The sequence below is a fragment of the Pseudomonas sp. CFBP 8771 genome, from assembly GCF_014841695.1.
Lineage (GTDB): Bacteria > Pseudomonadota > Gammaproteobacteria > Pseudomonadales > Pseudomonadaceae > Aquipseudomonas > Aquipseudomonas baltica.
The window spans coordinates 421,055-439,942 of sequence record NZ_JACYUJ010000002.1 but is presented as its reverse complement, the minus strand read 5'-3'; the positions used below and the strand labels follow the sequence as shown (position 1 = coordinate 439,942).

The following is an 18,888-nucleotide window of genomic DNA, read 5'->3' as shown; positions in this document are numbered from 1 at the left end:
AATGCAGACGCGCCGCAGCGCGGGCGTGTGGGGCGTGAAGATCATGATTTTATTCTTGTGGGGTGAAAGCGGTCAGGATATGGCCGAAGCGTCGTTGGGTTCAAGCGAGGTCGAGAATGGGGAGGTTGATTGCTTCGCGGCCGCTGACCGCTCCTGCGAAAGATCCATACGATCCGGTAGGAGCGGCCAGTGGCCGCGAAGAGGTCATCACGAACGGCAACGATCAGAAATCAGGGCGCCGGATTCGGCTGCGCCTTATGGATCGCCTCGATACCCGCCAGCACGTCTTCGGACAGCACCAGGTCGATGCTGGCCAGGTTGCTGTCCAACTGCTCCAGCGAGGTCGCGCCAATGATGTTGCTGGTCACGAACGGCTGCGCGGTGACGAAGGCCAGAGCCATCTGCGCCGGGTCCAAACCATGTTCGCGGGCCAGCTCTACGTAGCGGCTGGTGGCAGCGACCGCCTGCTCATTGGCATAGCGGGTAAAGCGGCTGAACAGCGCCAGACGACTGCCAGCCGGCCGCGCGCCGTTCTCGAACTTGCCCGAGAGCATGCCAAACGCCAGGGGCGAGTAGGCCAGCAGCCCGCACTGCTCGCGGATCGCCACTTCGGCCAGGCCTACTTCGAACGTGCGGTTGAGCAGGTTGTAGGGGTTCTGGATGGACACCGGGCGGGGCAGGTTGCCGCTGTCGGCCAGGCCCAGGAACTTCATCGTGCCCCATGGGGTTTCGTTGGACAGCCCGACATGCCTGATCTTGCCGGCCTTGACCTGCTCGTCGAGCACCTGCAGGGTTTCCTGCAGCGGGGTATCGAGCTGATCCTGGGTGTGCTGGTAGCCCAGCTTGCCGAAGAAATTGGTGCTGCGCTCCGGCCAGTGCAACTGATAGAGATCGATCCAGTCGGTCTGCAACCGCTGCAGGCTGGCGTCCAGCGCCGCAACGATATGCGCGCGGTCGAACTTCAGCTGGCCATCGCGGATGTGGCTGATGCCATTGCCGGGGCCTGCGATCTTGCTGGCCAGGATCCAGTCGGCGCGGTCGCCCTGGCGCTTGAACCAGTTGCCGATCACCCGCTCGGTGGCGGCATAGGTTTCCGGGCGCGGGGGCACCGGGTACATTTCTGCGGTGTCGATGAAATTGATGCCGGCCGCCTTGGCCCTTTCTATCTGCGCGAAGCCTTGCTCCTCGGTGTTCTGCTCGCCCCAGGTCATGGTGCCCAGGCACAGCGCGCTCACGTTCAGATCGGTACGTCCCAGCTGGCGATAGTGCATCGGTGACTCCTCTTGGCAAAGGAATCATAAAAGCAGGTTGATATTTTTTTCGCAATCTGGATAATTCGGCCCCTCTCTGCGAAGTGGAAGTGATGCCCCGCCTCCCGGAAGAATTTTGCCGTGTATGCGACGCGAAGACCCGAGCCCCCCAAAAGTGTCCCGTGCCCGGCTGCCTTTGACTTGTCAAAGTAAGCACTATTCAGTAAGATCCGCCGTCTCTTTTTGCTGGGCGGCCCCTGAGGCTATAAAGAATGAAAACTTTTACTGCTAAACCGGAAACAGTAAAGCGCGACTGGTTCGTCGTTGATGCTGCTGGTCAGACCCTGGGTCGTCTGGCTACAGAAATCGCGAGCCGTCTGCGTGGCAAGCACAAGCCTGAGTACACTCCTCACGTTGACACCGGCGACTATATCGTCGTCATCAACGCCGAGCAGGTGCGTGTCACTGGTGCCAAGACCACTGACAAGATCTACTACTCCCACTCCGGTTTCCCGGGCGGTATCAAGTCGATCAACTTTGAAAAGCTGATCGCCAAGGCGCCTGAGCGCGTGCTCGAGACCGCGGTCAAGGGCATGCTGCCCAAGAACCCGCTGGGTCGCGACATGTACCGTAAGCTGAAAGTCTATGCGGGCGCTGCTCACCCTCATACTGCTCAGCAGCCCCAAGAACTGAAGTTTTAACGGAATAGTTCATTATGTCGGCGACTCAAAATTACGGCACTGGCCGTCGCAAGACCGCAACCGCTCGCGTTTTCCTGCGTCCGGGCACCGGTAAGATCTCCATCAACAATCGCACTCTGGAAACCTTCTTCGGTCGCGAAACTGCCCGCATGGTAGTTCGTCAACCGCTGGAGCTGACCGAGAATACCGAGAAGTTCGACATCTACGTCACCGTTATCGGTGGTGGTGTCAGCGGTCAGGCCGGTGCGATCCGTCACGGTATCACTCGTGCACTGATGGACTACGACGAAGCACTGCGTCCGGCCCTGCGTAAAGCAGGCTTCGTGACTCGCGATGCTCGTGAAGTTGAACGTAAGAAAGTCGGTCTGCGTAAAGCGCGTAAGCGTCCGCAGTACTCGAAGCGTTAATTCGCGTCTTCGTTCCAGAAAAAACCCGGTTCTCGCGAGCCGGGTTTTTTTTCGCCCGTCAATCCTTGGGAGGCGCTGGTACACTGCGCGCAAGACAATGCACACGCCTGTTGCAGCAGGCTAAGGTAAATGATGGCAGATGAGCAGGGCGGCGCGTGTGACATCGACCAGGGTCGCCGACGCTTTCTGGTCGGCACCACGACGCTGGTAGGCGCTGCCGGCGCAGTGGCTGCAGCAGTGCCCTTCGTGGCGTCATGGCAGCCCAGCGCGAAAGCCCGCGCAGCAGCCGCGCCGGTGAAGGTGAATATCGCCAAGATCGAACCGGGGCAGCAGATGGTTGTCCAGTGGCGCGGCCAACCCGTTTTCATCTGCCGACGCACGCCGCAGATCCTCGAACGCCTGGCCCAGAACACCGAGCATCTGGCCGATCCCCAGTCGCGCGATTCCGATCAGCCAGGCTATGTCGACCCAGCCCTGCGAGCCATCAAGCCCGAAGTGCTGGTGGTGGTGGGTATCTGTACGCACCTGGGGTGTTCGCCGACCTTTCGTCCCGAGGTCGCCGCCGCCGACCTCGGGCCGGACTGGCAGGGCGGGTATTTCTGCCCGTGTCACGGCTCGCACTACGATCTTGCCGGACGGGTCTTCAAGGCACAGCCCGCGCCGTTGAACCTGGCCGTGCCCGCGCATCACTACGAAAGTGCCGAGGTACTGGTGCTGGGTGTCGACGGGGAGGGCGCCTGATGCGTGGCCTGCTGCAGTGGATCGAGGCGCGTCTGCCGGTGGGCAGGGTATGGCGTGATCATCTGAGCCATTACTACGTCCCCAAGAACCTGAATTTTTTCTATATCTTCGGCTCGCTCGCGCTGTTGATGCTGCTCAACCAGTTGCTTACCGGCATCTGGTTGACCATGAACTACACAGCCACCGCCGAAGGCGCCTTCGCCTCCATCGAATACATCATGCGCGACGTCGAATATGGCTGGCTCCTGCGCTACCTGCATTCGACCGGTGCGTCGGCATTTTTCATCGTGATCTACCTGCACATGTTCCGCGGGCTGCTGTATGGCTCCTATCAAAAGCCGCGCGAGCTGGTGTGGGTCTTCGGCATGTCGCTCTACCTGCTGCTGATGGCGGAAGCGTTCATGGGCTACCTGCTGCCGTGGGGGCAGATGTCGTATTGGGGCGCGCAGGTGATCATTTCCCTGTTCGGAGCGATTCCGATCGTGGGCGCTGACCTGGCTCAGTGGATCCGCGGTGACTATCTGGTTTCGGGTATCACCTTGAACCGTTTCTTCGCGTTGCACGTGGTGGCATTACCGCTGCTGATCGTGGGGCTGGTGGTGCTGCACATTCTCGCGTTGCACGAAGTAGGCTCGAACAACCCCGACGGCATCGATATCAAGCAGCTTCGGGATGCCGATGGCAAGCCGCTGGATGGCATTGCCTTCCATCCGTACTACACGGTCAAGGACCTGCTCGGGGTGGCGATCTTTCTCTTTGTGTTCAGCGCGGTGGTGTTCTTCTTTCCGCAGATGGGCGGCTATTTCCTGGAGCCGGCCAACTTCGAGCCTGCAAACGTGCTCAAGACGCCCGAACATATCGCGCCGGTCTGGTACTTCACCCCGTTCTACGCCATCTTGCGCGCCGTTCCCGACAAGCTCATGGGGGTGCTGGCCATGGCTTTCGCGATTGCCATCCTGTTCGTGCTGCCATGGCTGGACCGCAGCCCGGTCAAGTCGATGCGCTACAAAGGCTGGTTCAGTCGCGCGGCGCTGGCGCTGTTCTGCGTGGCGTTCGTGACGCTGGGCTACGTCGGCATGCAACCGGCCACGGTCATCACCACCTGGATAGCGCGGGGGGGCGTGGTGCTGTACTTCGGCTATTTCCTGGCCATGCCGCTGTACACGCGACGGGAGATCACCCGGCCGGTACCCGATCGGATCCCTCGCCGATGAAATTCATGATTGCCGTCTTGCTGTTGCTGGCCCTGCCGCGGGCCTGGGCGGACCCGGTGGCGCCGCTGGTGCGCCCGGTGGCGATCGAGGTGACCGACAAGGCGGCCTTGCGAGACGGTGCAAGCACCTTCGTCGGCTATTGCATGGGCTGCCACGGGGCCAGGTTTCAGCGTTACCAGACAGTGGCCGACGACTTGGGCATACCCTATGAGCAAATGCTGCAGACCTTGGCCCCAGCCGGCGCAGCCATTGCCGATCACATGCAGACGCGCCTGCAGCCGGCCGATGCCAAAGCCTGGTTCGGCGCCGAGGTGCCCGACCTGACCCTGGTGGCTCGTGTGCGCGGCACGGACTGGCTGCACGCCTACCTGCTCGGCTTTCACGCCGACCCCCAGCGCCCCTGGGGTGTGAACAATGTCGTCTACCCCAACGTAGGCATGCCCAACGTGCTGGAAAGCCTGCAGGGCCGCCAGGTGCTCGACTGCCCCGAACCCACGGGCCAGCCGTGTACGCAGCTGCGGGTGATACCCGGTACCGGCAGCCTCGATGCGCAGCAATTCGACGCCAAGGTACGGAATCTGGTGGCCTTCCTGGCGTACTCGGCCGATCCGGCAAAGGCACAGAGCCGGCAGATCGGTATGTACGTGCTGCTGTACCTGGCGCTGCTGATCATCCTTGCTTACTTGCTGAAACGCGAATACTGGAAGGACGTGCGTTGAAAGTGCGGTAAACTGCGCGGCTTGCTTGCGCCCCCTGCCGGTGGCGCTCGTTTTTGCATTCATACATTCGCGAGGAGGACCGCCATGGGCGTGACCAATCGGTTGGCCTGTTACTCCGACCCCGCCGACCACTATTCTCATCGGGTGCGTATTGTTCTCGCCGAGAAAGGCGTCAGCGCAGAGATCATCAACGTGGAGGGCGGTCGCTTGCCACCCAGGCTGATCGAAGTGAACCCCTACGGCAGCACGCCGACACTGGTCGATCGCGATCTGGCCCTGTTCGAATCGACCGTGGTGATGGAATACCTCGACGAACGCTATCCGCATCCGCCACTGCTGCCGGTGTACCCGGTGGCACGTGCCAACAGCCGGTTGCTGATCCATCGTATCCAGCGCGACTGGTGCGGCCTGGCGGACCTGATCCTGGACCCGCGCAGCAAGGAAGCCGCCCGCGTGCAGGCGCGCAAGGAATTGCGCGAAAGCCTGACCGGTGTTTCGGCCTTGTTCGCCGACAAGCCCTGCTTTCTCAGCGATGAGCAAAGTCTGGTCGACTGCTGTCTACTGCCGATACTCTGGCGCTTGCCGATCATGGGTATCGAACTGCCGCGGCCTGCCAAGCCGCTGCTCGACTATATGGAACGTCAGTTCGCGCGGGAGGCCTTCAAGGCCAGCCTGTCCGCGGCTGAACGTGAAATGCGCTAGGTTTTGAGGAGCCGTTGATGAACTCCAGTCGTCCCTATTTGATCCGCGCGCTATACGAGTGGATCGTTGACAATGACTGCACCCCGCACATGCTGGTCAATGCCGAGTATCCCTCGGTCCAGGTGCCGCAAGGTTTCGCCAGCGATGGCCAGATCGTGCTGAACGTGTCACCCAGCGCTGTGCGCAATCTGCACATGGACAACGAGGCGGTCAGCTTCGACGGTCGCTTCGGTGGCGTGTCGCACACGCTGTTCGTGCCTTCGGGTGCCATCCTCGGTATCTACGCCCGGGAGAATGGCCAAGGCATGGTCTTCGACCTGGAGTCGCCCGAGCTGGACGAGGAAGAAGCCGAGTTCGAAGACATCGTCGAATCCGATGACGACGTTCCACCGCCAGGCAACCCGCCGCCGCGCCCAACCGGGCGGCCGAGTCTGAAAGTGGTGAAATGAAAAAAGGCGATCCGCAAGGATCGCCTTTTTTCATGGTGGTGAACGGCTGTGGTCAGTCGATGTACTCGAACAGCTTGACGATCTTCTGCACACCGGAGACGCCTTGCACCAGGTTGGTGGCGCGGGTGGCCTCGGCCTGGGTCAGCAGGCCCAACAGGTAAACGATGCCGTTCTCGGTCACGACTTTGATGCGCGAACCGGGGATGGCGCTGTCGGCCAGCATCTGGGTCTTGATCTTGGTGGTCAGCCAGGCGTCGTTGTTGCGCGCCAGCAACGAGGAAGGCGCCAGCACCTGGATCTCGTTGTGGACCTTCTTGACTCGCTGCACTTCGCTGGCGGCCTGCTCGGCCAGGGCCTTGAGGTCGGCGCGCGGCGTCTGCCCGGCGAGCAGGACCACACCGTTGTAGCTGGTCACGACGACATGGGAGTTCTTGTCCAGGTCGATGTTGGCCTTGGCAATGTTCACCGATACCTTGGTTTCGATCAGCGAATCGTCGATCTTGCTGCCCAGGGTGCGGGTACCGCGATCATCGTTGATCGGGTTGTCGCGGGTGGCGGTCAGGACCGAGCTGCAGCCGGTGACGCTCAAGGCCAGGCTCAGGGCCACTAGGGCAAGGCGGTTACGCTTCATTCTTCACTCCCGAACAGTTGGCTGTCGATCAAGTCGCAGAGACAGTGGATCGCCAGCAGGTGAACTTCCTGGATGCGTGCCGTGACGTTGGCCGGCACGCGGATCTCGACGTCTTCGGGCAACAACAGGGAGGCCATGCCGCCCCCGTCACGGCCGGTCAGAGCCACCACGACCATGTCGCGGTCGTGGGCGGCCTGGATCGCCTGGATGATGTTGGCCGAGTTGCCGCTGGTGGAGATGGCCAGCAACACGTCGCCCGGCTGGCCCAGCGCGCGGATCTGCTTGGAGAATACCTCGTTGAAGCTGTAGTCGTTGGCGATCGAGGTAATCGTCGAGCTGTCGGTGGTCAGGGCGATGGCAGGCAGGCTGGGGCGTTCGCGTTCGAAGCGGTTGAGCAGTTCGGACGAGAAGTGCTGGGCATCGCCGGCCGAGCCGCCATTGCCGCAGGAAAGCATCTTGCCATCGCTGAGCAAGGCACCCACCATGACCTGGCTGGCTTGTTCGATGTACGGTGCAAGGACTTCCATTGCCTGTTGCTTGGTATCGATACTGGCCTGGAAAAGCTGGCGAATTCGGGATTGCATGTCCATCAAGGTGACCTTAAGTAGGGCGGCTGGTCGGGCAAGACCGCAACGCGGCGGTGGTTCCCGGCACAAGAATGTGCAGCCCGCAAAGCAAAGAGCAAAAACCGGTGGCAAGGGTGTCGAGTGTCAGCTGTCGAAGGCATTGCGGATCCAGTTCAGGCGCGTGGCCCGAGTGCCGGTGCCTTCCAGGGCGATCACGTCGAAACGACATGGATGCTGGGCCCAGCGCGCTTCCTCGATGAGGAAATATTGCGCGGCCAGCACCAGCTTTTGGCGTTTGCGGGCGTCGATACTGGCCAACGCTCCACCCCATTGTGCATGCAGGCGATAGCGGACCTCGACGAATACTACTGTATCGCCATCTAGCATGACCAGATCAAGCTCGCCTCGTTTGCACAGCCAGTTCTGCGCCAGCAGCGTCAAGCCCTGTGCGCACAAGTGCTCCAGGGCTTGCTGCTCGGCCTCGCGACCCGCCTGCTGGCGGGGGGTCAGCGACATTACGGCGTGGTGTTGGGCAGGCGCTGGACCTGGCCACCGGCGAACTGCGCCCACGGCAATTGGCGCTCGATGCGTTGGCTGGCGCTCATGCCAAGGTTGCCGGACAGGCCTTCGATACGGCTGTCGGGCAGGGCCTTGAGCTGGCCCAGGCGTGCGGCCAGGGTGTAGGCGTCGACGCCCATGGCATACAGTCGGCCCATGCTGCCGTTGGCCTGCGGCCACTGGCGGGTAACCTGCTGGCGCAACGGGTTGCTGGTGTCGAGCAACCACGGCGTCTCGCAGAAGCGGATGCCGGTCATGTCGTTGTACTGGGCCTGATCGCCGCTGGCGCTGAACACGTGCGAAGTGGCATAGACCGGCAAGTCGCCGGCGTACTGGAAGTTCAAGGTCGGCTTGATCTGCTGGGCCTGCTGCGGTGTGGCGGTGAGGAAGATGAAGTCGATGTCCTGGCGACGCGATCCCTGTGTCCCGGTGCTGCTCTGCAGGCCGCTGCCGGCGTTGCGCACGTTGAGCATGTCGGCGATCTGTTGGGCCAGTTGGACCGGCTGGTCGACGCGTTCGGCTGCAACCAGCGTGCCGCCGTTGGCTTCCCAGTCCTGGCGGAAGGCATTGAGCACACGGTCGCCCCACTCACCCTTGGGGATCATTGCCGCAGCGCTGTGCAAGCCGTCGGCACGTGCGCGACGGGACACTTCGCGCGCTTCGTCTTCGGCGGCCAGGCCGAATTGGAACAGCTGGGGTGGACCGAGCTGGTTGTTGTCGCTGTAGTTCAATGCCAGGGTTGGCAGGGGCAGCTGGGTGCGTGCCGCCAGTTGCTTGACCAGATTTTTCTCCAGCGGGCCGATCACCAGTTGCACGCCTTGCGCCTGCGCCTGGCGGTAGAAGTCGTCGAGCGAGCTGAGGCGCGAGCTGTCGATCACGTCGATGACCGGCGGCTTTTGCCCGGCTTGCTGGGCTTGGTAGTACGCCGCCATGAAGCCTTCGCGCAAGGCGCGGGCCACGCCGGCCAACTGGCCTTCCTGTGGCAGCAGCAGGGCGATTCGGGTCAGCGGCTGGCTGGCCAGGGCCTTGAGTTTGACCAAGGGGGTCGGCAGCTGTCTGGCGGCAGGGTGAGCCGCGTGCTGGGCCACCCAGGTATCGATGGCGGCCTGCTGCTGTTCCAGGGTGCCTGCCGATTTGACGGCCAGGGCCAGGCTCAGCCAGCCGGCGAAGTCGTCGGTGCCCTGGTTTTGCAGCTGCTCCACCGGCAGCGAACCCACCAGTGCCCAGATGGCTTCGTGATTCTGGCCGGCGACCTCGCCACTGAGCAGGGGTGCCACGAATACGCGCTCGCGCGCCGCAGCCAGGATCTGGCCGTCGGCTTCCAGGGCCCGGGCGCGCACCAGATGCGCGCGTACCTGCTGGTCTGCGGGCAGCTCGCCCAGGCGCTGCAGGCTCGGATGATCGAGGGCGGCAAGCGCGGCCTTGGCATCGTTGCGGGTCAGTGCGAGCTCTGCGCCCAGGGTGCTGGCCAATATCTGCAGGCCTGGCTTGAGCAGTTCGATTCGCACTTGCTGCAGGATCTGCGCGGCGCGGGTTGGATCACCCTGGCGAGCGGCCTGGTCTGCCGCGCTCAAGCGCAAGGCTGCCGCTTCTTCCGGCGACTTGCTGGCGGTGGCACGTTCGAGCAGCTGCTCGACGGTCGCGTCCGGCGTGCGCGGCAGCTCACCGAGATTGGATGAAGGCGAACTGGCGCACGCGGCCAGCAAGGCGGCGAGGCATAGGGCAGATAGAAGCCGCAGGCAGGCTGTCATGGGTATCTTCCTGATTTACTCGATCAATAGACGGGCAAGTGTACCCAAGCATCGGCCGGGGTGCGACGAGGATGGCAAGCCTGTCCTTATATAGGACAAGCAAATGTTTCACGTCGGCCGTGCCGGATCGCTGGGCGAGCACTGGCTGGCCTGGAGCCTGTACAATGCGGGTTTGGCCGAACGACAAGGTGTGTGCTGTGACTGCTTCAAGCGCTTCTAATTCCACCCCAGGCACACTTTATGTAGTGGCTACGCCCATCGGCAATCTGGACGACATGAGCGCGCGCGCGTTGAAGATCCTGGGCGAAGTAGCGTTGATCGCGGCCGAGGATACCCGCCATTCGGTGCGTCTGATGCAGCACTTCGGGTTGAATACGCCGCTGGCGGCCTGTCACGAGCATAACGAGCGGGACGAAGGCAGCCGTTTCATCCAGCGGCTGCTGGCGGGTGATGACATCGCGCTGATTTCCGATGCGGGTACACCGCTGATCTCCGACCCCGGTTATCACCTGGTGCGTCAGGCGCGTGCGGCGGGCGTGCAGGTAGTGCCGGTCCCCGGTCCCTGTGCCTTGATCGCGGCGCTGTCGGCGGCTGGCCTGCCGTCGGACCGTTTCATCTTCGAAGGTTTCCTGCCGGCCAAGACCGCCGGTCGCTGTGCGCGCCTGGAGCAGGTCAGGGAAGAACCGCGCACCTTGATCTTCTACGAGGCGCCGCATCGCATACTCGAATGCCTGCAGGACATGGAGAAAGTCTTCGGCGGTGAACGTTCTGCGCTGCTGGCACGCGAATTGACGAAAACCTTTGAAACCCTCAAAGGCCTGCCGCTGTCCGAGTTGCGTGCATTCGTGGAAGCCGACAGCAATCAGCAGCGCGGCGAGTGCGTGGTACTGGTGGCGGGATGGACTGCGCCGGTCAGCGATGAGGCCGTCAGCACCGAAGTCATGCGCATTCTGGACCTGCTGCTGGCAGAGATGCCGCTCAAGCGCGCTGCCGCGGTGGCGGCCGAGATCACCGGCGTGCGCAAGAATCTGCTCTACCAGGTGGCCCTGGAAAAGCAGAAGGCGTGAGATTGATTCGGCTCCAGGTCGATCGGAGCGATAAAAGCTTGTCCTGGCCGGTGCATGTCGTTAACCTGCGCGCCGGAGAGTCGATCGGACAGTCGCTGCCTGTTTTTGTTCCGCAACCCAGGTTGCTGGGCAGAGCGGGGGGAGGAAAGTCCGGGCTCCATAGGGCAGAGTGCCAGGTAATGCCTGGGAGGCGCGAGCCTACGGAAAGTGCCACAGAAAATAACCGCCTAAGCGCGCAAGCGCCGGTAAGGGTGAAAAGGTGCGGTAAGAGCGCACCGCACGTCTGGCAACAGTTCGTGGCTAGGTAAACCCCACTCGGAGCAAGACCAAATAGGGTTCCATATGGCGCGGCCCGCGTTGGAACCGGGTAGGTTGCTAGAGGTGTCCAGCGATGGCCATCGTAGAGGAATGACTGTCCTCGACAAAACCCGGCTTACAGATCGACTCTCCACCTTTTACCTTCGCGTCCCTTCGCTGTCCCTTGCGCTGTTTCGCAGAAAAAAACGGCTACCAAACCCCCTTTGGTAATGTCGAAAAAATCTTAGTCTTGAGACTCTACTTTAAGTTCAAGACGCAGATGCTTGAACTCAAACGGCTTTGTTCCTCCCCGACGCGTCTCAAATACCGTCTTCCCTTCATTTTGCGTTCTAAATCTCCGATCTATAAGGCTTTTCCCTACAGACGCGCCTTGACGGTGTGGTGGGGGGGTTCCTATAGTGTGCGCGAGTGGCGGGAAGTGGCGAAAAGTGGGTTTTTCGAGTGTAAAAGTCTGAGTTCAGGGGAAGCGCGACGTGTTTCGTGGAGCAAATCCGATCAACCTCGATGCCAAGGGACGGCTCGCAATGCCGAGTCGGTATCGTGACGAGTTGGATTCCAAATGCGCCGGCCAGCTGATCATCACGGTCGATACCATCGACCCCTGCCTGTGTGTCTACCCGCTGGATGAATGGGAACTCATCGAGGCCAAGCTTCGCGCCCTGCCATCGCTGGTGGAAAGCAACCGGCGCCTGCAGCGCCTGCTGATCGGCAATGCCGTCGACCTCGAGCTCGACGGCAGCGGACGCTTCCTGGTGCCTCCACGCCTGCGCGAGTACGCCCGGCTGGACAAGCACGCGATGCTGGTTGGCCAGCTGAACAAGTTTCAATTGTGGGACGAGGGTGCGTGGAATGCCGTCAGTGCGGCAGACCTTGCAGCTATACAACAACCGGGCGCCATGCCCGAAGAATTGCGTGATTTGATCTTGTGACTATTGATAGCGGCTTCAACCACATCACCGTGCTGCTCGACGAGGCCGTCGAGGCTCTGGCCGTGCGCGACGATGGTTGCTATCTGGACGGCACCTTCGGCCGTGGCGGCCATAGCCGCCTGATCCTGCGCCACCTGGGGCCCGACGGCCGCCTGTTGGGGTTCGACAAGGACCCCCAAGCGATTGCCACCGGGCAAGCGCTGGCGGCCGAAGACGGCCGCTTTGTCATTGTACAGCGCAGCTTTGCCGAACTTGGCGCCGAAGTGCGCGAGCGCGGCATGCATGGCAAGGTCAGCGGCATCCTCCTCGACCTGGGGGTTTCATCGCCACAACTCGACGATGCCGAGCGCGGCTTCAGCTTCCTGCATGACGGCCCGCTGGACATGCGCATGGACCCTTCGCGCGGCATGAGCGCGGCCCAGTTCATCGCAACCGCTGCCGAGGAAGAAATCGCCCGCGTCTTCAAGGAATACGGCGAGGAGCGCTTCGCCCGGCGCATGGCACGTGCGGTGGTGCAGCGTCGCGAAGTGCAGCCGTTCGAGCGCACCGCCGACCTGGCCGAAGTGCTCAAGGTCGCCAATCCGGCGTGGGAGAAGGGCAAGAACCCGGCAACCCGCGCCTTCCAGGGCCTGCGCATTCACGTAAACAACGAACTGGCCGACCTCGAGGCAGGCCTCGAGGCTGCCCTCGATGCGCTGGAAATCGGCGGCCGTCTGGTGGTTATCAGCTTTCATTCCCTGGAAGACCGCATCGTCAAACTGTTCATGCGCAAACTGACCAAGGGCGAAGCCGACAACCTGCCGCGCAACCTGCCAGTGCGTTTCGAAGCCTTCGTGCCCAAGGCCAAGCTGCACGGCAAGGCGCAGTTTGCTTCCGAAACCGAGCTCAAGGCCAACCCGCGTTCGCGCAGCGCGGTCATGCGTGTCGCGGAGAAGCTGCGATGAGCAAGCTCCTCAACAAGCCGCTGCCAGGCGGCAGTTTTCTCATGCTGCTGCTGTTCATCGCCGTGCTGGTTTCGGCCATCGGCGTTTCCTACAGTGCGCACATCAATCGGCAGTTGCTCAATACGCTGTACGGCGAACTCAGCGATCGCGACAAGGCGCAGGCCGAGTGGGGGCGCCTGATCCTGGAGCAAAGCACCTGGACCGCGCACAGCCGTATCGAAACCCTGGCCGCCGAACAACTGAAAATGCGCATCCCGGATGCCGCTGACATTCGCATGGTGTCGCCATGATGAAGCTCGACGGGGCCTTGTTCCCGTGGCGGTTCCGCCTGATGGTCGGCCTGCTGTTGCTGCTGGTCGCCGGTATCGTTGCGCAGATCGTCTACCTGCAGGTCATCAACCGTGACTTCCTGATCGGTCAGGGCGATGCGCGCAGCATGCGCCATATCCCCATTCCTGCGCACCGTGGTTTGATCACCGACCGCAACGGCGAGCCTCTGGCCGTGAGCACGCCGGTGACCACCCTGTGGGCCAATCCCAAGGAAATGCAGCTGTCCAAGGACAAGTGGCCCGAACTGGCGCGCGCGCTTGGGCAGGAGCCGAAAGCTTTGGCCGCCCGTCTCGAGGCGCAGGCGAGCAAGGAATTCATCTACCTGGTACGTGGCCTGACGCCTGAGCAAGGCGCCTCGGTGCTCGACCTGAAAACCCCGGGTGTCTACGGCATCGAGGAATTCCGCCGGTTCTATCCGGCCGGCGATGTCACTGCGCACATGGTCGGTTTCACCGACCTCGACGATCACGGCCGTGAAGGCGTCGAGCTGGCCTATGACGAGTGGCTGGCCGGCGTGCCCGGCAAGCGTCAGGTCATCAAGGACCGGCGCGGCCGGCTGATCAAGGACGTCCAGGTGACCAAGAATGCCAAGGCCGGAAAGACCTTGGCATTGTCCATTGACCTGCGCCTGCAATACCTGGCCAGCCGCGAGCTGCGCAACGCCATCAACGAGAACGAAGCCAAGGCCGGCAGCATGGTCATCATGGACGTGAAGACCGGCGAAGTGCTGGCCATGGTCAACCAGCCTACCTACAACCCCAACAATCGCCGCACCATGTTGCCGGCGGCGATGCGCAACCGGGCGATCATCGACGTGTTCGAGCCGGGCTCGACCATGAAGCCGATCTCGATGAGTGCGGCGCTTGAAACCGGCCGCTGGAAACCCACCGACAAGGTGGACGTCTACCCCGGTACCTTGCAGATCGGCCGCTACACCATCAAGGACGTGACCAAGACCGAAGGCCCGGTGCTCGACCTGACCGGCATCCTGATCAACTCCAGTAACGTGGGCATGAGCAAGGTCGCCTTCGACATCGGCGGTGAAAGCATCTACCGGGTGATGTCGGCGGTCGGCCTGGGCCAGTACACCGGCCTGGGCTTCCCGGGCGAGCGCGTCGGCAACCTGCCCAACCATCGCGAATGGCGCAAGGCCGAGACCGCGACGCTGTCCTACGGCTACGGCCTGTCGGTGACGGCGCTGCAGCTGGTGCACGCCTATGCGGCGATCGCCAACAACGGCCGAATCGTGCCGCTGACCATTCTCAAGAGCGACCAGCCGCCGACCGCGGCGCAGGTCATCCCCGAGAAGGTCGCCAAGACCGTGCAGGGCATGCTTCAGCAAGTCATCGAAGACACCCGCGGCGTTTATCGCGCACGGGTGCCTTCGTATCACGTGGCAGGCAAGTCGGGTACCGCGCGCAAGGCCACCATCGGCTCGCGTGGGTATACCGAGAACGCCTATCGCTCGCTGTTCGCAGGGTTCGGCCCGATGAGCGACCCGCGCTACGCCATCGTGGTGGTGATCGACGAACCCAGCAAGGGTGGCTACTACGGTGGTCTGGTCAGCGCGCCAGTGTTCAGCAAGGTGATGTCCGGCACGTTGCGCCTGATGAACGTGCAGCCCGACAACCTGCCACCGCCCGTGCCACAGCAGCAGGTGAACGCCGCACCGGCGACTCCATTGATAAAAGGAGGGCGCGGCTGATGACCATGCCCCTGAGCAAGCTTTTTCCCGAAGCCAGCCGCGATCCGCTGATTCGCGAGTTGACCCTGGACAGCCGCAACGTTCGCCCCGGCGACCTGTTCCTGGCCGTGCCTGGAAGCAAGGTCGATGGCCGCGCGCACATCGCCGACGCCCTCAAGCTGGGTGCCGCCGCCGTGGCCTACGAAGTGGATGGCAGCACCGTGCTGCCGCTCACCGATGTACCACTGATTCCCGTGAAAGGCTTGATCGCGCAGCTGTCGAGCATTGCCGGGCGTTTCTACGGCGAGCCGAGTCGCCTGGTCAATCTGGTCGGCGTGACCGGTACCAACGGCAAGACCAGCATCACCCAACTGGTCGCCCAGGCACTTGATGCGCTGGGCGAGCACTGCGGCCTGATCGGCACCCTGGGCACCGGTTTCTACGGCGCCCTGCAGAGCGGCCGACTGACGACCCCCGACCCGATCGCCGTGCAGTCCACCTTGTATGACCTGAAAAAGGGCGGCGCCCATGCCGTGGCCATGGAAGTGTCGTCGCACGCGCTCGATCAAGGCCGCGTGGCCGCGCTGGATTTCGACATCGCGGTGCTGAGCAACCTGTCTCGCGACCATCTGGACTACCACGGCAGCATGCAGGCCTATGCAGCGGCCAAGGCGCGGCTGTTCGCCTGGCCGGGGCTCAAGTGTCGCGTGCTCAATCTGGACGACGAATTCGGTCGGCAGTTGGCCGAGCAGGAACAGGACTCACGCTTGATCACCTACAGCCTCGCCGACAGCGCCGCGACGCTGTTCTGCCGCGACACCCGCTTCGACGACCACGGCGTGCGCGCCACCCTGGTCACCGCGCACGGGGAATACAGCCTGAGCAGCCGCCTGCTCGGGCGCTTCAACTTGAGCAACGTACTGGCGGCGGTAGGGGTGCTGATGGGCATGGCCTATCCGCTCGACGACATCCTCAAGGTCATGCGCAACGTCGAAGGCCCTGTTGGCCGCATGCAGCGCCTGGGTGGCGCAAGCAAGCCGCTGGTGGTGGTCGACTATGCCCATACGCCCGATGCTCTGGACCAGGTGCTGCAAGCCTTGCGCCCCCATGCCAAGGGCCGGTTGCTGTGCCTGTTCGGCTGCGGCGGTGATCGCGACAGCGGCAAGCGTCCATTGATGGCCGAGGTGGCCGAGCGTCTCGCCGACCGTGTGCTGGTGACCGACGACAACCCTCGCAGCGAAGATCCGCTGCGCATCTTCGACGACATTCGCGCCGGCTTCTCCAGTGCCGCCAACGCAACGTTCGTGGCTGGCCGTGGCGCGGCCATCGCCCAGCTGATCGGTGCTGCCTCGGTCGATGACGTGATCGTGTTGGCCGGCAAGGGGCACGAAGACTATCAAGAGATCAATGGTGAGCGTCAGCCGTTCTCCGACCTGCAGCAGGCCGAACAGGCCCTGGCCGCATGGGGGACCGTCGATGCTTGACGCCATGACCCTCAGCCAGTTGGCCGACGCCCTGCAAGGCCACGTGCGTGGCGGCGATGCGCGCTTCGACGGCGTCAGCATAGACAGCCGTGCCATCGTTGCCGGCGATCTGTTCGTCGCGCTGGCCGGTCCTCGCTTCGATGGCCATGACTATCTCGACGAGGTGGCTGCCAAGGGAGCAGTAGCCGCGTTGGTGCAGCGCGAAGTTGCTGGCACAACGCTGCCCCAGCTGGTGGTGGCCGATACGCGCCTGGCGCTGGGTCAGCTCGGTGCGCTGAACCGCGCTGCGTTCAGCCGTCCGGTGGCAGCCATCACCGGCTCCAGCGGCAAGACCACGGTCAAGGAAATGCTCGCCAGCATCCTGCGTACACAAGGTGCGGTGCTCGCCACCCGTGGCAACCTGAACAATGACCTGGGCGCGCCGCTGACGCTGCTCGAGCTGGCGCCACAGCACACGGCAGCGGTGATCGAGCTGGGCGCGTCGCGCCTGGGCGAAATCGCCTACACCGTGGGCCTCACGCGTCCACAGGTAGCACTGATCACCAATGCGGGCACCGCTCACGTCGGCGAATTCGGCGGCCCGGAAAAGATCGTCGAAGCCAAGGGCGAGATTCTCGAGGGCCTGGGCGAGGGCGGTACGGCCGTTCTCAATCTCGACGACAAGGCTTTTGCAATCTGGCAGGCGCGTGCCGGCCAGCATGCCGTGCTGACCTTCTCGCTGGACAACGCCAAGGCTGACTTTCATTCCAGCGCCCGCCACAGCGATGCGCGCGGCTGCCCGTCCTTCACCCTGCACGGGCCTGACGGCGAGGTGCCAGTCCAGCTCAACCTGCTCGGTACCCACAACGTGCTCAATGCCCTGGCAGCCGCTGCCGCGGCCCATGCCCTGGGTGTGACGCTGGCCGGCATCCAGGCAGGCCTCAACGCGGTGCAGCCGGTCAAGGGCCGCACCGTGGCGCAGCTCGCGGTCAACGGTGCGCGGGTGATCGACGACACCTACAACGCCAACCCCACCTCGATGTGTGCGGCAATCGATATACTCGCCGGCTTTTCCGGGCGCACCGTCCTGGTTCTCGGCGATATCGGCGAACTGGGCGCCTGGGCTGAAGCGGGCCATCGCCAGGTCGGTGAATACGCGGTCGGCAAAATCGACGCGCTGTACGCGGTGGGCCCATTGATGAGCCACGCAGTCGCTGCGTTCGGTGCTCAGGGCCGACACTTCGCCAACCAGGCAGACCTGATTGCGGCGCTGGGCGCCGAGCAGGGTTCCACTACCACTATTTTGATCAAGGGATCACGCAGCGCGGCGATGGAAAACATCGTGGCGGCACTGTGCGGTCCTGGCGGGGAGAAACACTGATGCTGCTGCTGCTGGCGGAATTTCTGCAACAGTTCTACAAAGGCTTCGCGGTCTTTCAGTACCTGACCCTTCGCGGGATTCTGGGCGTACTGACCGCGCTGTCGCTGGCCCTCTGGTTGGGCCCCTGGATGATCCGCACCCTGCAGATTCGTCAGATTGGCCAAGCAGTGCGCAACGATGGCCCACAATCGCACCTGTCCAAATCCGGCACACCGACCATGGGCGGCGCCCTGATTCTGTCGGCCATCGCCATCAGCACGCTGCTGTGGGCCGACCTGTCCAATCGCTACGTCTGGGTCGTACTGGTCGTCACCCTGTTGTTCGGCGGCATCGGCTGGGTGGACGACTATCGCAAGGTGATCGAGAAAAACTCGCGCGGCCTGCCCAGCCGCTGGAAATACTTCTGGCAATCGGTGTTCGGCCTGGGTGCGGCGGTGTTCCTGTTCATGACCGCGAACAGCCCGGTGGAAACCACCCTGATCATCCCGATGCTCAAGGACGCCAGCATCCCATTGGGTGCCGGCTTCATCGTGCTGACCTACTTCGTCATCGTCGGCTCCAGCAATGCGGTCAACCTCACCGATGGCCTCGACGGCCTGGCGATTCTGCCGACGGTGATGGTGGGCGGCGCGCTGGGGATTTTCTGCTATCTGTCGGGCAACATTAAGTTCGCCGAATACCTGCTGATTCCCTATGTGCCGGGCGCGGGTGAGCTGATCGTCTTCTGCGGCGCGCTGATCGGCGCCGGGCTGGGCTTCCTGTGGTTCAACACCTATCCGGCCCAGGTGTTCATGGGCGACGTCGGCGCGCTGGCGCTGGGCGCCGCGCTGGGCACCATCGCGGTGATCGTGCGTCAGGAGATCGTCCTGTTCATCATGGGCGGCATCTTCGTCGTCGAGACGCTGTCGGTGGTGATCCAGGTCGCCTCGTTCAAGCTGACCGGTCGCCGCGTATTCCGCATGGCACCGATCCATCACCATTTCGAACTCAAGGGCTGGCCCGAACCTCGGGTCATCGTGCGTTTCTGGATCATCACCGTGATTCTGGTGTTGATCGGCCTTGCCACCCTGAAGCTGAGGTAGA

20 protein-coding genes and 1 other RNA gene are annotated in these 18,888 nt (G+C 62.9%); 16 read left to right on the top strand and 5 right to left on the bottom strand.

Annotated elements, in window-relative coordinates; genetic code table 11:
- Positions 1–230 precede the first annotated feature (230 nt).
- Positions 231–1,271, bottom strand: a complete 1,041-nt coding sequence (locus IFT80_RS06595; protein WP_192137009.1) for an NADP(H)-dependent aldo-keto reductase — start codon at positions 1,269–1,271, stop codon at positions 231–233.
- A 251-nt stretch (positions 1,272–1,522) separates the two neighbouring features.
- Between IFT80_RS06595 and rplM the strand changes: the two genes are divergently transcribed.
- From rplM to IFT80_RS06560, 7 genes are all read left to right on the top strand, one after another.
- Positions 1,523–1,951 (top strand): 50S ribosomal protein L13, encoded by a 429-nt coding sequence (rplM, locus tag IFT80_RS06590; protein ID WP_043186791.1) that lies wholly within the window; start codon positions 1,523–1,525, stop codon positions 1,949–1,951.
- 14 nt (positions 1,952–1,965) lie between these two features.
- The gene (rpsI, locus tag IFT80_RS06585) at positions 1,966–2,358 is read left to right on the top strand and encodes a 30S ribosomal protein S9 (protein ID WP_122479481.1); all 393 of its coding nucleotides are present in this window, start codon (positions 1,966–1,968) and stop codon (positions 2,356–2,358) included.
- A 132-nt stretch (positions 2,359–2,490) separates the two neighbouring features.
- Positions 2,491–3,099: a ubiquinol-cytochrome c reductase iron-sulfur subunit gene (gene petA, locus IFT80_RS06580; protein ID WP_185794208.1), complete on the top strand. Its 609-nt coding sequence runs from the start codon at positions 2,491–2,493 to the stop codon at positions 3,097–3,099.
- Positions 3,099–4,313 (top strand): cytochrome b, encoded by a 1,215-nt coding sequence (locus IFT80_RS06575; RefSeq protein WP_244647865.1) that lies wholly within the window; start codon positions 3,099–3,101, stop codon positions 4,311–4,313. The genes petA and IFT80_RS06575 overlap by 1 nt, the downstream gene beginning before the upstream one ends.
- Positions 4,310–5,032, top strand: coding sequence for a cytochrome c1 (locus tag IFT80_RS06570; RefSeq protein WP_122479480.1), 723 nt, complete (start codon positions 4,310–4,312; stop codon positions 5,030–5,032). The genes IFT80_RS06575 and IFT80_RS06570 overlap by 4 nt, the downstream gene beginning before the upstream one ends.
- Before the next feature lie 84 nt (positions 5,033–5,116).
- Entirely contained in the window at positions 5,117–5,734 is a 618-nt protein-coding gene (locus IFT80_RS06565; protein WP_049860608.1) for a glutathione S-transferase N-terminal domain-containing protein, read from the top strand.
- A 17-nt stretch (positions 5,735–5,751) separates the two neighbouring features.
- Complete coding sequence (locus IFT80_RS06560) at positions 5,752–6,183, top strand: ClpXP protease specificity-enhancing factor (RefSeq protein ID WP_122479479.1); 432 nt, start codon at positions 5,752–5,754, stop codon at positions 6,181–6,183.
- Positions 6,184–6,235: 52 nt separating this feature from the next.
- Here IFT80_RS06560 and IFT80_RS06555 read toward each other — a convergent pair whose 3' ends face one another.
- From IFT80_RS06555 to IFT80_RS06540, 4 genes are all read right to left on the bottom strand, one after another.
- A complete protein-coding gene (locus IFT80_RS06555) occupies positions 6,236–6,814 on the bottom strand; it encodes a BON domain-containing protein (RefSeq protein WP_192137008.1) in 579 nt (192 codons plus the stop codon).
- Positions 6,811–7,404: a phosphoheptose isomerase gene (locus tag IFT80_RS06550; protein WP_122479477.1), complete on the bottom strand. Its 594-nt coding sequence runs from the start codon at positions 7,402–7,404 to the stop codon at positions 6,811–6,813. The genes IFT80_RS06555 and IFT80_RS06550 overlap by 4 nt, the downstream gene beginning before the upstream one ends.
- Positions 7,405–7,524: 120 nt before the next feature.
- Positions 7,525–7,896 carry a YraN family protein gene (locus tag IFT80_RS06545; protein ID WP_192137007.1) on the bottom strand — a complete coding sequence of 124 codons (372 nt, stop codon included), beginning with the start codon at positions 7,894–7,896 and terminating at the stop codon, positions 7,525–7,527.
- Positions 7,896–9,689, bottom strand: coding sequence for a penicillin-binding protein activator (locus IFT80_RS06540; RefSeq protein WP_192137006.1), 1,794 nt, complete (start codon positions 9,687–9,689; stop codon positions 7,896–7,898). Before IFT80_RS06540 ends, IFT80_RS06545 begins: the two co-directional genes overlap by 1 nt.
- A 164-nt stretch (positions 9,690–9,853) precedes the next feature.
- Here IFT80_RS06540 and rsmI point away from each other — a divergent pair, with 164 nt between their 5' ends.
- The 9 genes from rsmI (at position 9,854) to mraY (ending at position 18,887) form a co-directional block, all read left to right on the top strand.
- The gene (gene rsmI / locus IFT80_RS06535) at positions 9,854–10,756 is read left to right on the top strand and encodes a 16S rRNA (cytidine(1402)-2'-O)-methyltransferase (RefSeq protein WP_192104038.1); all 903 of its coding nucleotides are present in this window, start codon (positions 9,854–9,856) and stop codon (positions 10,754–10,756) included.
- Between the two features lie 76 nt (positions 10,757–10,832).
- Positions 10,833–11,208: RNase P RNA component class A (gene rnpB / locus IFT80_RS06530), an RNA gene on the top strand.
- Positions 11,209–11,547: 339 nt separating this feature from the next.
- Positions 11,548–12,003 (top strand): division/cell wall cluster transcriptional repressor MraZ, encoded by a 456-nt coding sequence (gene mraZ, locus IFT80_RS06525; protein ID WP_122479473.1) that lies wholly within the window; start codon positions 11,548–11,550, stop codon positions 12,001–12,003.
- Complete coding sequence (rsmH, locus tag IFT80_RS06520) at positions 12,000–12,947, top strand: 16S rRNA (cytosine(1402)-N(4))-methyltransferase RsmH (protein WP_425311980.1); 948 nt, start codon at positions 12,000–12,002, stop codon at positions 12,945–12,947. Before mraZ ends, rsmH begins: the two co-directional genes overlap by 4 nt.
- The gene (ftsL, locus tag IFT80_RS06515; RefSeq protein ID WP_192137005.1) at positions 12,944–13,237 is read left to right on the top strand and encodes a cell division protein FtsL; all 294 of its coding nucleotides are present in this window, start codon (positions 12,944–12,946) and stop codon (positions 13,235–13,237) included. Before rsmH ends, ftsL begins: the two co-directional genes overlap by 4 nt.
- Positions 13,237–14,982: a peptidoglycan D,D-transpeptidase FtsI family protein gene (locus IFT80_RS06510; RefSeq protein ID WP_163007622.1), complete on the top strand. Its 1,746-nt coding sequence runs from the start codon at positions 13,237–13,239 to the stop codon at positions 14,980–14,982. Before ftsL ends, IFT80_RS06510 begins: the two co-directional genes overlap by 1 nt.
- The gene (locus IFT80_RS06505) at positions 14,982–16,445 is read left to right on the top strand and encodes a UDP-N-acetylmuramoyl-L-alanyl-D-glutamate--2,6-diaminopimelate ligase (protein ID WP_122479470.1); all 1,464 of its coding nucleotides are present in this window, start codon (positions 14,982–14,984) and stop codon (positions 16,443–16,445) included. Before IFT80_RS06510 ends, IFT80_RS06505 begins: the two co-directional genes overlap by 1 nt.
- The gene (locus tag IFT80_RS06500; RefSeq protein WP_192137004.1) at positions 16,438–17,805 is read left to right on the top strand and encodes a UDP-N-acetylmuramoyl-tripeptide--D-alanyl-D-alanine ligase; all 1,368 of its coding nucleotides are present in this window, start codon (positions 16,438–16,440) and stop codon (positions 17,803–17,805) included. The genes IFT80_RS06505 and IFT80_RS06500 overlap by 8 nt, the downstream gene beginning before the upstream one ends.
- On the top strand, positions 17,805–18,887 hold the full coding sequence (gene mraY, locus IFT80_RS06495; protein WP_122479468.1) for a phospho-N-acetylmuramoyl-pentapeptide-transferase: 1,083 nt from the start codon (positions 17,805–17,807) through the stop codon (positions 18,885–18,887). The genes IFT80_RS06500 and mraY overlap by 1 nt, the downstream gene beginning before the upstream one ends.
- Position 18,888 lies beyond the last annotated feature (1 nt).

Bases quoted from the DNA above. Each gene is read 5' to 3' on its own strand.
- IFT80_RS06550 (WP_122479477.1), bottom strand. From the start codon at position 7,404: ATGGACATGCAATCCCGAATTCGCCAGCTTTTCCAGGCCAGTATCGAT.
- IFT80_RS06575 (WP_244647865.1), top strand. From the start codon at position 3,099: ATGCGTGGCCTGCTGCAGTGGATCGAGGCGCGTCTGCCGGTGGGCAGG.
- rplM (WP_043186791.1), top strand. From the start codon at position 1,523: ATGAAAACTTTTACTGCTAAACCGGAAACAGTAAAGCGCGACTGGTTC.
- IFT80_RS06565 (WP_049860608.1), top strand. From the start codon at position 5,117: ATGGGCGTGACCAATCGGTTGGCCTGTTACTCCGACCCCGCCGACCAC.
- mraY (WP_122479468.1), top strand. From the start codon at position 17,805: ATGCTGCTGCTGCTGGCGGAATTTCTGCAACAGTTCTACAAAGGCTTC.
- IFT80_RS06555 (WP_192137008.1), bottom strand. From the start codon at position 6,814: ATGAAGCGTAACCGCCTTGCCCTAGTGGCCCTGAGCCTGGCCTTGAGC.
- IFT80_RS06570 (WP_122479480.1), top strand. From the start codon at position 4,310: ATGAAATTCATGATTGCCGTCTTGCTGTTGCTGGCCCTGCCGCGGGCC.
- rpsI (WP_122479481.1), top strand. From the start codon at position 1,966: ATGTCGGCGACTCAAAATTACGGCACTGGCCGTCGCAAGACCGCAACC.
- IFT80_RS06510 (WP_163007622.1), top strand. From the start codon at position 13,237: ATGAAGCTCGACGGGGCCTTGTTCCCGTGGCGGTTCCGCCTGATGGTC.
- IFT80_RS06500 (WP_192137004.1), top strand. From the start codon at position 16,438: ATGCTTGACGCCATGACCCTCAGCCAGTTGGCCGACGCCCTGCAAGGC.
- rsmI (WP_192104038.1), top strand. From the start codon at position 9,854: ATGCGGGTTTGGCCGAACGACAAGGTGTGTGCTGTGACTGCTTCAAGC.
- IFT80_RS06560 (WP_122479479.1), top strand. From the start codon at position 5,752: ATGAACTCCAGTCGTCCCTATTTGATCCGCGCGCTATACGAGTGGATC.
- IFT80_RS06505 (WP_122479470.1), top strand. From the start codon at position 14,982: ATGACCATGCCCCTGAGCAAGCTTTTTCCCGAAGCCAGCCGCGATCCG.
- IFT80_RS06540 (WP_192137006.1), bottom strand. From the start codon at position 9,689: ATGACAGCCTGCCTGCGGCTTCTATCTGCCCTATGCCTCGCCGCCTTG.
- IFT80_RS06595 (WP_192137009.1), bottom strand. From the start codon at position 1,271: ATGCACTATCGCCAGCTGGGACGTACCGATCTGAACGTGAGCGCGCTG.
- ftsL (WP_192137005.1), top strand. From the start codon at position 12,944: ATGAGCAAGCTCCTCAACAAGCCGCTGCCAGGCGGCAGTTTTCTCATG.
- IFT80_RS06545 (WP_192137007.1), bottom strand. From the start codon at position 7,896: ATGTCGCTGACCCCCCGCCAGCAGGCGGGTCGCGAGGCCGAGCAGCAA.
- petA (WP_185794208.1), top strand. From the start codon at position 2,491: ATGGCAGATGAGCAGGGCGGCGCGTGTGACATCGACCAGGGTCGCCGA.